This window comes from Frankia nepalensis, from assembly GCF_016786325.1.
In the GTDB taxonomy this organism is placed as follows: domain Bacteria; phylum Actinomycetota; class Actinomycetes; order Frankiales; family Frankiaceae; genus Pseudofrankia; species Pseudofrankia nepalensis.
Window position 1 is genome coordinate 1 of sequence record NZ_JADWYU010000044.1, and the last position, 11,432, is coordinate 11,432.

The following is an 11,432-nucleotide window of genomic DNA, read 5'->3' on the forward strand; positions in this document are numbered from 1 at the left end:
CGCCGCCGGCAGGTGCCGCGTCAGCGCGTCCTCAGCCTCGTACAGGTGGTTGTCAGCGTCGAACACCGGGAAGTCGACCTCCGGCCGTCCCGCCACCGCGGAGTCGACAACGCTCGTCATGATCCGCCCCACCTCCACCGCCTGCGGCCCGCGGCCCATCCGCATGCCCTCGCTCAGCGAGAATATATAGATATTTATAGCGGACTTGCCACGGTCCGATCGGCATGGCCTCCAGTGACGCAGGTCGGACTCGTCACATCCGGCGTAGCCCTACCGGCGGCGAACCGCCCTGCTCATCGACGAGCCACCACAAACCTTCGCGGACGGAGCGTGGCCGCGACAACGCTTATCGCAACCCACAACTACCCAAATCGTCACAACCAGTGCTGAAAGGTGTCAAGGGCGCCGCATCTGCCCGGTTGGCTCTCCCGACTGGACCCCCGGGAGATCCATGCGGTGATCATCTCGAGCACGGGAGCCGAACCCACCATCTCGGCTTCTGGACTACGGCGGCCGGCCCGTCGGGCAAGACCAACGTGGACGCGGCAGCGGCGGCGCGTGGCCGACGGGACCGCAGTGACGCCGGATGGGCGAATCTGTCTATATATTAGAAGTGGTCTGAGCGAGGGCGGGCCGCATCATGGGCGTCGCCGCGCGCGTCCAAAAGGGTCGGGATGGCGGAAGCTCGCGCGTTCGAGGACGTCCGCCTGGAGGTCGACGACCGGGCCGTGGTCGTCACGACCGACCGCCCCGGGAGCCTGAACGCCCTCCGGGGGCCGAGGCTGCGCGAGCTACGGGAGACGTTCGCGCTCGCGGAGCGGCATCGGACAATCGACTCGTTGATCAACAAACACGTGGGCCCGCCAGTGGACGGTCGCCGCGGAGCGTTCCGCGGCGACCGTCCCCGTCATCGCCACCCAGCCACACTCGTCGAAGCCGGCGCCCCGCACGACCAGAGGTCGAGGCAAGCCAGACATCAGTGGGCCTGTGGTCAGGCGCCGCGGTCGCGCTGCTCGTAGATCAGCCGAAGCAGCCAGAGGCGCAGGAATCGGGTGATCGTGCTGGCGGCGTATAACACCGACCCCAGGACTACCAGGCCCAGCCCGAACAACCCGAGAATGCCGATCTGGATCTGGTCACGCAGGTCGTCGAACGCGGTCGCCTGTGAGTAGCAGATCAGGGTGACGACCAGGCCGATGATGGCGACCACGAGCCCCAGGACCTGCACCGTTCGGTCCCGGGGTCCGCCGCTCGGGCCGGCCTTGAGCTTGTCCAGCTCGGCCGTGAACGCCTGCCGCGAAGGTTCGGAGAGCGTCAGGCCGGCCGTCCCGGAGGCCGCCTCCGGCGTTGTCGTTTCGCTGGCGATGGGACTCGTGGTCACGTCGGTCTCCTGTTCGTGGTTCCGCTGGGCGGGGAGGCGGGATATACCGACGCGTCTGGGCGCCGTGTCGACTTCGGACGGGAGATCATCGGTCCCGGGCCAGGTAGAACTCGGCGAGGTCGGCGGCGACCTCGCCGGGAGTTCCGCTTCGCACGATCCGGCCGTGCTGCAGGACGACGGCGTGGTCGGCGACTCCGAGGACGTCGTGCGCGAACTGCTCGATCAGGATCAGCGAGATTCCGGCCGCGGCCAGGCTGCGGACCTGCTCGTACAGCTGCTCGACGATCAGTGGCGCGAGTCCCATGGACAGCTCGTCGATGACGACCACGGCCGGGTCGCCGGCGACGGCGCGCGCGAGCGCCAGCATCTGCTGCTCGCCGCCGGACATCGTTCCCGCGAGCTGCTTGCGCCGCTGTGCCAGTTTCGGGAAGTGCGCGTAGGCCCGTTCCCGGGCCACCGCCGTACCCGCTCGGTCGCGGGCGACCAGGCGAAGGTGCTCGTCCACGGTGAGGCGCGGGAAGACACCGCGGCCCTCCGGGATCACGCACAGGCCGGCGCGGGCGAGCCCGTCCGGCGACGCCCCCGTGACGTCCCGACCCTGCAGCAGGATCTGGCCGTTCGTGGGGCGCACGAGGCCGGCCAGCGCGCGCACCGTCGTCGACTTCCCTGCCCCGTTCGGTCCGAGCACCGCCAGCACGGTGCCCTGCGAGAGGCTGAGGTCGATGCCGTGCAGGACGTCGATCTGGCCGTAGCCGGCGGAGACGTTTCTCATCTCGACGACCGGGGTCATGCGGCCGCCTCCCGGTTCCTGCCGAGGTAGGCCTCCTGGACCACGGGGTTGTTCCGGACCTCGTCCGGGGTTCCCTCCGTGACCAGCACGCCGTGGTCGAGCATGGCCACGCGCCCGCAGGTACTCAGCACGAACGGCATGTCGTGCTCGACCAGCACGACCGTCAGCCCCTGGCCGGCGAGCCGCTGGAGCCGCTCCCCCACCTGGATCGTCTCGAGTTCGGTCAGGCCGGAGGACGCCTCGTCGAGCAGCAGCAGCCGCGGCCGCAGCGCCAGCGCCCGTCCCAGCTCGACGAGCCTCTGGGTACCGGTCGGCAAGGTGTCGACGAGACTTTCCGCGACCTCGCCGAGCCCAAGCTCCGCACACAGCTCGTCGGCGACGAAGGCGGGCTGGGTGGACCGGTCCCACCGCCGGCGTGACTCGGCCGCGACGAGCAGGTTCTCCCGCACCGAGAGCGTGCCGAAGACCTCCAGGCGCTGGAACGTGCGGGCGAGGCCGCGGCGCGCCCGCCGGTGCGCCGGCAGCCGGGTGATGTCCTCACCCCCGAGCAGGACGCTGCCCGTCCTCGGCCGCAGGATGCCGGCGACGACGTTGAACAGCGTCGTCTTCCCGGCGCCGTTCGGGCCGATGATGCCCATGATCGTCCCCTCCGGGACCGCCAGACTGACGTCGTCGACGGCGGTCAGGCCCCCGAACCGGACCGAGACCTTACGGATCTCGAGCATCGTCATGAGGCGACAACCTCTCTTCCGACGCCGGCCGGCACGCCCAGTGCCCGGTCCCACTCCCGCACATGGGCGGAGGTGATCGGCCGGGACACACCGAGCCTGATGTCCGTGGCATCGCCCGCCGTGGCCGACGCGGCGGGCGACGGACGCACGAGGTCGTAGAGCATGCGGGCGACCAGAGCACCCGTGACCGCGAGCACGAACCCGATCTCTCCGGGCACGGACATCAGCCGACAGCCGACGATGGTGACGGCAAGGCCCACGACGGTGGCGACGGCCCGCCACGGATGTTCGCGCGCCCGCGCCGCCACCTCGGGGATCTGGCCGCGGGGCTGGCTGGACAGCGCCAGCACCGCCAGCGCCGGGCCGAAGAGCTCGAGCGCGTCGGTGATGTGCCCGGGCGCCCAGTCATGCGCCAGCGCGGTCAGCAGGGCGCCGAGCAGGCCGGCGGCGACCGGGCCGCTGACCGTGCCGATCCCCATGACGGTCAGCGAGAGGATGATCGCCAGCCCGGCGACCATCGGGAACTGCTCCGAGCTGGCGAAGCGCTGCCCCTGGGCCAGCACCCCGCCGCCTATCCCCGCGACCGCCCCGGCGAGCGCGAAGACGAGCGCCTTGGTGGACGCGGCGCTGATGCCGATACAGGCCGCCGCGGCCTCGCTGTCGCGCAGCGCGATGATCCGGCGTCCGTACTGGGAGCGACGGACCGCCACGAGTAGTACCGCGAGGATCGCGTAGAGGACGCAGGCGTAGACCAGGAACCGGGTGCCACTGGACAGATCGAACCCGGCGATGGTGAGTCGGTCGAGCTGCCGGGGAATCTCGAACACCTCGGGCTGGACGAACAGGAACGACACCGCGATCAGGGCGAACGCGATGGAGCTGAGCGCGAGATACAGCTCCCGTAGCCGAAGCGCCGGCAGCGCGACGACGACCCCGGCCACGGCGGAGGCGGCCGCGGCCGCCAGCAGCGCGAGGATCGAGCCGCCGAGCGACCACGTCACCCAGGCGCCCACCCCGGCCAGCGCGTAGGGGGCGAAGAACGGCATCCCGGCCCAGCCCAGTAGCGGCACCATGCCCAGCAGGATCAGCCCGACGGTGACCGCCGAGATCATCCGGGTCACGTTCACCGGTGAGAACGTCAGGCCCGCCACCACGCTCAGGATGACCAGCACCGCGCTGCCGGTGAGGACGCTGCGCATGGTCGGCACCGTCTCGATGTGGTAGCGCCGCACCGGCCGGCCGAGCCGGATGCTCTGCTGCGGCGCCACCAGCAGCACGACGAACAGCGCGAGCGCCGGCAGGACACCGGCCAGCGGCGTCCACCGCCCCTCCAGGTCAAGGAAGGTGGAGGTGAACGACACGATCAGGCCCAGGACGACGGCTCCCACGTAGGTCATGGGCAGGCTCTTGAGGCGCCCGAAGACCGCGGCGGCGAAGGCGTTGATGACGAAGAACGTGAGCGTCTCGGCGCTCATGTTCCCGACCTCCGGGGCGATGAGGATCCCGGCGAGCGCCGCGCAGACCGACCCGATGATCCAGGCGGTGTCGGAGACGCGCTGTGGCCGGATGCCGTGCAGGCTGGCGAGGTCCTCGTTGTCCACCACGGCGCGCATCGACACGCCCAGGCGCGTCGACGTGAGGACGAAGCGCAGCGCCACCGCGATGACCACCGCCGTGACGATGGTGATCACACGGTGCCAGGAGAGCAGCACGCCGGAGATGTGGATCCCGCCGGAGCCGCCGAGCCCGTCGATGGGGTAGCTGGCGGTCGGGTCCCAGATGAGCGCCGCGACGCCGAGCAGCAGGGCCATGACGCCGACGGTGCCGAGCAGCTGGGTGATCAGCGGGGCGTTGCGCAGGCGCTGCATCAGGACCCGGTTCAGCACGACCGCGAACAGCGGCGCGAACACCCCCACGACCAGGATGAGCGCCAGGGGCACCGGCAGCCCCCGGTTGACCGAGAGCTCCCAGTAGACGAACGCGCAGACCATCCCGATCGCGCCCTGCGCGACGTTGAAGATGCCGGTGGCCGAGTAGACCACCACGAGACCGGTGGCGCTGATCGCGTACAGACCGGCGATCGGCAACGCGAACGCCACGAGCTGGACGAGGCTGTCCACGGTGACGGGCTCGCCTGCCCAGGCGTTGCTGGCCAGGTAGACCAGCAACGCCACGGACAGCACCGGGACGGCGACCCGGCGGGTCACTAACGGCATGACCGGCCCCTCACCGGGAGAACTCGGCGATCGGGTCGAAGGTCTGCTTTCCGGATCCGGCGCACGACAGCGTCCCGGCCTCCTTCGGGAACACCCGCTCGAAGCCGCCGTCGGCGCCGACCTTGACGGCCACCACGCACAGGTTCGGCAGGTGCGCCGAGGGCGTGTTGGGCCCGATCAGGCCACCGGCGTCGAAGTCCTTCACGGCTTCCAGCGCGCCCAGCACGGAGGCGCGGGTGAGACCGTTGGGGCCGTCCTTGGTGACAACCGCCTCGACGGCCTGCTGGAACAGTCGCGCCGCGACCCAGGAGCTGAACGCGAACGTGTTGTGCGTGTCGACGTTGTCGACGAACGTCTTCATCTCCTCGTTGACGTCCGCCTCCTCGAACGGAAGCGAGGCCAGCAGGATCTCGGTGCCCTTGGCCAGGTCCCCCGCTGCCTTGACGTAGGCCGGGTCGTAGCAGGCGCCCTGGCAGAACCAGTGCGGCACCTCGACGCCCTGCGCGGCCGCCTCCCGCTGCAACTGCACGAACGACGGGAAGGTCGAGTTGGCGAACACGAACTGGGCGCCGCTGCTCTTCATCCCCTGCACGACCGACGTGTAGGCCGACTGCGGGTCCGCGGCCTTCGCGCCGTACACCGGCCCGGCCAGCCCCTGGGCGCGCAGTTGCACGACGGTTGGCATGGTCACGTCGAGGAAGGATGGCGAGGTGTATCCGATCTGGAACTGGCCGTGCGCGTCTCCGCCGACCACCTGACGGAGGTAGTCGCCGAGGGACGTGCCGACCGTGAAAGTCCGCGCACCCTGGGAGGGCGGGCAGGAGAACGTGATTCCTTGCGCCAGGTAGGTCGTCTTGTTGCAGGCGATCAGGGCGTTCGTCGACACCGCCGGCACCTGCGGCTGCCCCGTCGGCTTGCCGGCGCCGTCCACGCACTCCGCCAGCGGCGTCACGTCGGCCACGGCGAGCGTGAACGAACCGACGTCGGCGAACGCGTTCTGGCAGGAGTCGACCATCCCGCTGCGCGACTCGCCCGGATCGAGCTTGCTGTCGAAGGTCCGGATCACCACCTCCCGACAGGCCAGGCCACCGCTCTTGTTCACCACGTCAGCCCAGGCCTTCATCGCCTCTAAAGAACCGTTGGCGATGCCCGGCGCCGCCTGCGAGCCGACGTCCGCGACGGTCTCGATGGTGATCGTGTCCTTCGTGATCCCGATATCGGTCGCCTGGAGATCCGCGCTGTCGCAGGCCGCGGACGCCGATCCGCTGGCCGTGGCGCCGGGAGCCCCGACGACCGCCGCGTCGTCCCGGCCGCTGGAGCAGCCGGCCGCCACAAGGCAGGCCGCCGCCCCGACAACCAGCAAACGCTGGAGCTTCATAGTCACCTCGGATGAGTTGAGCCCTGTGAGCTGAGTCACTGGGATCGTGAGTGAAACAGGAATCCAGTTCCAATGCAAGGCCCTGGCGAGTCGACTGCCCCGGCCGCGGCTCGGGGTGGCACCCTGAGGGGTGAGTGATCAGATCTCGTCCAGACGCGACGCGCCTCGACCGCCGCCCGCGACGGCCGCCAGGAGACCGCTGAACAGCTCCGGGCCGCGCCGGGATCGCCCCAGTTTGTTCTGATCGATATATGGGCGAACTCGGACAGGCCGGGCCGCCGGAGCTACTTTTCAGCAGTCTCCTGGCCGACTCCGCCACCCAGGCAAGTCGTCCGTCCAGGCTTCACATCAGGCGGGTCAGCCGCTGATGCCGGACGCTACGCGCCGGTCGGCACCGGTGCCGATGGCGTCGCGATCATGTTTGTCAAGATCGGTGTCACATCGTCCACGGGCACAGTCATGGGAATGTCCATGGAAGGCCCCGCCTTCCAGCCCTCCGCGAGGAACACGTGCTCCCCCATGACCGCGAACACCCGCCCGGTCACCGACTGCGCCTCGGGGGTGCACAGCGAGGCCGCCACCCGCGCCACGAAAACGGGGTCGAGGGCGGCCATCTGCGACTCCGTCATGATCGCCGCAAGCATTCGGGAGGCCGCCCCCGGCGCGATCGCGTTCGCTGTGACACCGTACCGGCCGAGTTCGAGGCTCGCCGTCAGGGTCAAGGCGATGATCCCGCCCTTGGCGGCCGTGTAGTTGGTCTGGCCCGGGTTGCCGGAGAAGACGGACGGCGACGCCGTGTTGATCAGCCGCCCGCCGAACTCACCTTCAGCCTGGAAGCGCTCCCGCCAGTGGGCGGCCGCGAAATGCGAGGTCGCGGCCGTCGCCCGTAGGTGCACGCGGATGACGTCGTCCCAGCTCGACGCGTCCATCTTGTAGAGCACGGTGTCGCGGATGATGCCGGCGTTGTTGATGAGGACGTCGAGATGGCCGAATCTGTCGACAGTGCTGTTGATCAGGTCGCCGGCGGCCGCCCAGTCGCTCACGTCGTGGTCGCTGGCGACAGCCTCCCCGCCCCTGCTCTCGATCTCGGCGACCACCTGCTGGGCTGGAGTCTCGTCCGTTGATCCGCCGGCGAGGCTCACCCCCAGGTCGTTGACGACCACCGTGTACCCTCGCTCGGCCAGGACGAGCGAGTGCGCTCGACCGATACCGCGGCCCCCACCGGTGACAACCGCGACTTTGCGGGACATCTAGGTTCTTTCCTCCAGACGTATTGATGTCGAGGGGTCGTGTTGCTCACGCAGCCGGACCTTGACGACCTTGCCGGTCGTACTCCTGGGGATCTGCGGCACGACCTCATACCACCTCGGCCGTTTGTAGGCGGCGAGGTTCTTCAGGCAGTAGTCGTCAACTGCCCTCAGGTCTGCTTCCACGCCCGGCCCGAAGGCGACGAGGGCCTTCACGGCCTCACCCCACCGGCGGTCGGCGACACCGAAGACGGCGACGTCCACCACGCCGGGACACTCCAGGAGCACACGTTCGACCTCAGCGGAGTAGACGTTCTCGCCACCGCTCTTGATCATGTCCTTGGCGCGGTCGAAGAAATGCAGGCTTCCCGTTTCGCCGACCCGGACGAGATCACCCGTGTGCAGCCACCCGTCACGGAACAGATCCGCGGTGGCCTCCGGATTCTTGTAGTAGCCAAGGCAGACCTGAGCACCACGGATCACGAGCTCTCCGACCTCGCCCGGCCGGACCGGAAGGCCAGCTTCGTCGTGTGCCTGGGCATCGATTCCCGGGAGCGGCTCACCCAGGTTTCCTGGATGGTCCAGCTCGTCCGACAGACGGGAGATCAGCGCGATGTTGGTGAGCTCCGTCATGCCGTAGATGCCGTAGTACTCGGCCTTGGGAAACACGACGTCCAGCAGGGCCTTCAGCAGGGAGCGGAACCCGCCCGCCTGCCCGACCAGGACGGTCAGGTGGTCTCTGGGATGCAGTTGCGTCGGCGCCCCGGAGGGCAGGATCGCCGATGTCACCTGGTGACGGTCAATCAGCTCCCAGTACTCGGCGGGCGACGCCTGCCGCCCGACCACCACCGTTCCGCCCGTGACGAGATGACTGAGCGCGAAGCCAAAGCCCCAGGCATGGAAGTACGGCACGTTGGCCAGCACGACGGGGCGACGGTCCAGGCGCAGCCCGACGGCGAGGTTCAGCGCCGAGGCGCGCCATCCGCCCTGGCTATGGACACATCCCTTCGCGAAGCCCGTCGTTCCCGACGTGTACATCTGGCTGACCGGCGCCTCCGCGGGAAGGACAACACGTGCCTCGTCGGGGGTCGCGGCGGCGATCGCGTCCTCGTACGTCTCCCCGAGCCACCAGTGGGTCAGCGATGTCAACCGGCTGTTGTCCGCGAGTTCCTCAAGGTCCCGCTCGAGCACGACGTGGGACATGTCCGCGTTGTCGATCTGGTAGGCGACCTCGCGAGGCGAAAGACGGATATTGATCGGCACCATGACGGCGCCGAGCCGAGCGCAGGCGAAGAAGATCTCGAAGTAGGCCTTCGAGTTCGCCGCGAGCATGCCGACGCGGGAACCTGCCGTGACACCAGCATCGCGTAAGACGGCCGTGAGCCGGTTGACACGGTCGTGCAACTGGCGGTAGGTGGTTTCTTCACCTTCCTCAACGAAGGCGCCGCGATTCGGCCACCAATGCGCCGCCTTCGTCGTGAAGTCGGCGAGCGTGAAATCGGCGGATGGTACGCTCGCAGTTCCTGGGACGTCCAATCCCGACTCCTTCCTGATGAGGTCATCGCGGGGGCCATCCCGCTCCTAGCTGGCAGAATCCGATGAACCGCCGAACAAAACGCCGAGCCAATCGACTCTGTTGGCCACTCGCCGCGGCCGCGATGCCACTCCTCGGGTCCGGAGCGTCTTAGGGCATGCCTCAGTACCTCAGGTCCCACGAGAATGGCGATGGGCGACAGGAAGGTGGACGGTTACCGCACTCGATCGGACGCCACACTGCGATGGACCTGGCGGGACGTTAGATCCGGCCAGTGGCCCAGGTCAAGGGTTACGGACGAAGTTCGTCTAGATCTCGCGGCGCGCCGCGGCGGTCGACCCCTGGCCCAGGAGTCCGTCGCGCCCGACGGCGCGACCGAGGTACCAGTCGATCAGATCACGGCCGACCGGGCACGGACCCCGGCGAGCACCAGATCCACGACCTCCTCGGCGTAGGCATCCTTGCGCGCACGCCAGACATCCATCCGCTCCGACGGCATGAGCAGGAAGTTGTGGATGATCATCCCTCGAACCGCGTCGAAGATCATCTCCGGGCGCGCATCAGGCGGAAGGTCGCCGCGCTGGATCGCCCGCTCGATCCCCGCCCGCATGAAGGTCCGGCTACGGCGCCTTGTCGCGTCGAGGTCCGGGAAGGTGGCGTCGGCGCCGAACATCTTCGTGTCCAGGAGCAGACGGACCTCGGCGATCCCCACCGGCTGGTCAAGGCGTTCAAGCAGGGCCTTCGCCAGGGCGACGAGGTCGCCTCGGATGCTGCCCGTGTCTGGCACCTCGACGAAGCCTGGCTGTGCCGCCTTCCAGGCGCTGGAGAGGATCTCCATCTTGGTCGACCAGCGGCGGTAGATCGCCGCCTTGCCCACCCCGGCTCGCGCGGCGACCGCGTCGAAGGTGAAGCCCGCCCACCCGACCTCGGCGTAGATCTGGATCGCCGCCTCGGCGACCTTCTCCTCGATGCTCGGGTCCACAGGGCGCCCGATCCGGCGCCCGGGAGAGGTCGGCATCCCCCAACCATGCCACAGCCCTCCCATAACGGGCCGCCACCTTGACAGGCATCCACCCCCCGACGTAGTTTGCCCGACTTACGGAAGACATTCGTCCGAAACAGCTCTGCTTGCCAGAGTCCCTGCGCACGCGCCCGGAGGACGTGTGATCAAGACTGATCACCTCATCTACGAGAAGGACGGTCCGATCGCGACCGTGACCCTCAACCGGCCCGAGGTCCGCAACGCGATCTCGGTCGAGATGGGTGCCGCGCTGAACGAGGCGACCGAGGACTTCGAGGACGACCCCACGCTGCGGGTCCTCATCCTCACCGGAGCCGGCGACAAGGCCTTCTGCGCCGGCGCGGATCTCAAGAGCGCCATCCCCGCGGTGACCGCCTCGGCCAGCTCGGCCAGCTCGGCCGGCCCAGATGGCCCGACCGGCGCTGATCCGATCAAACGACCGTTCTCGGACACCACCAAGCCGGTCATCGCCGCGGTCAACGGCTACGCTGTCGCCGGCGGAATGGAGATCCTTCTCGGGACCGACATCCGGATCGCCGCCACGCATGCGTCGTTCGGGCTTCCGGAACCAGCCCTGGGACTCGTACCGTTCTATGGATCTCACGTGCGCCTGCCCCAGCAGGTCTCCTGGGCACGGGCCATGGAGATCCTGCTCGTCGGTGACCGGATCTCCGCCCAGGAGGCGCTCGAGATCGGACTCATCAACCGTGTGGTGCCTGCGGCCGACCTGATGAGCACGGCCCGGGCGTTCGCCGAACGGATCAGCCGCAACAGCCCGCTCGCGGTCCGAAAGATCAAGGAAACCGTTCGCGCCGCCTACAACCGCCCGTGGGACGAGGCGTTCGCGATCGAATCGCGGATCGCCGCCGAGGTGCTCGCGAGCGAGGACGCCAAGGAAGGACCGCGCGCGTTCGCCGAGAAGCGCCAGCCTGTCTTCCAGGGCAGGTAGGCCCAGCGTCTGGGCCGGCCGGGCCACCGCCCGCGCCGCCCGCACGGCGCTCACCGTCGCCCGTGCCGCCGAGCCGGCGTCCGTCGATCGACACCGGCCACTCTCCTAGGAGTTCACCGTGCCCGAAGCAGTCATCGTCGCGACGGCCCGTACGGCGATCGGGCGGGCCCGCAAGGGCACCCTCG

General features: G+C 69.0%; 9 protein-coding genes. 1 reads left to right on the forward strand and 8 read right to left on the reverse strand.

Annotation, left to right across the window (positions count from 1 at the left end):
- Positions 1-991 precede the first annotated feature (991 nt).
- From I6A81_RS02045 to I6A81_RS02080, 8 genes are all read right to left on the reverse strand, one after another.
- Entirely contained in the window at positions 992-1,381 is a 390-nt protein-coding gene (locus I6A81_RS02045; RefSeq protein WP_203006988.1) for a hypothetical protein, read from the reverse strand.
- 85 nt (positions 1,382-1,466) lie between these two features.
- Positions 1,467-2,171 carry an ABC transporter ATP-binding protein gene (locus I6A81_RS02050; protein WP_203006987.1) on the reverse strand — a complete coding sequence of 235 codons (705 nt, stop codon included), beginning with the start codon at positions 2,169-2,171 and terminating at the stop codon, positions 1,467-1,469.
- Entirely contained in the window at positions 2,168-2,902 is a 735-nt protein-coding gene (locus tag I6A81_RS02055; RefSeq protein WP_203006986.1) for an ABC transporter ATP-binding protein, read from the reverse strand. The genes I6A81_RS02050 and I6A81_RS02055 overlap by 4 nt, the downstream gene beginning before the upstream one ends.
- The gene (locus I6A81_RS02060) at positions 2,899-5,118 is read right to left on the reverse strand and encodes an ABC transporter permease subunit (RefSeq protein WP_203006985.1); all 2,220 of its coding nucleotides are present in this window, start codon (positions 5,116-5,118) and stop codon (positions 2,899-2,901) included. Before I6A81_RS02060 ends, I6A81_RS02055 begins: the two co-directional genes overlap by 4 nt.
- 10 nt (positions 5,119-5,128) lie before the next feature.
- A complete protein-coding gene (locus I6A81_RS02065) occupies positions 5,129-6,496 on the reverse strand; it encodes an ABC transporter substrate-binding protein (protein ID WP_203006984.1) in 1,368 nt (455 codons plus the stop codon).
- A 377-nt stretch (positions 6,497-6,873) separates the two neighbouring features.
- A complete protein-coding gene (locus I6A81_RS02070) occupies positions 6,874-7,746 on the reverse strand; it encodes an SDR family NAD(P)-dependent oxidoreductase (RefSeq protein ID WP_203006983.1) in 873 nt (290 codons plus the stop codon).
- Positions 7,747-9,279, reverse strand: a complete 1,533-nt coding sequence (locus tag I6A81_RS02075) for a class I adenylate-forming enzyme family protein (protein ID WP_203006982.1) — start codon at positions 9,277-9,279, stop codon at positions 7,747-7,749.
- A 389-nt stretch (positions 9,280-9,668) separates the two neighbouring features.
- Positions 9,669-10,295 carry a TetR/AcrR family transcriptional regulator gene (locus I6A81_RS02080; protein ID WP_203006981.1) on the reverse strand — a complete coding sequence of 209 codons (627 nt, stop codon included), beginning with the start codon at positions 10,293-10,295 and terminating at the stop codon, positions 9,669-9,671.
- A gap of 145 nt (positions 10,296-10,440) precedes the next feature.
- On the opposite strand from I6A81_RS02080, the gene I6A81_RS02085 reads away from it, so the two are divergent.
- Complete coding sequence (locus I6A81_RS02085; protein WP_203006980.1) at positions 10,441-11,247, forward strand: enoyl-CoA hydratase/isomerase family protein; 807 nt, start codon at positions 10,441-10,443, stop codon at positions 11,245-11,247.
- Positions 11,248-11,432: the final 185 nt, after the last annotated feature.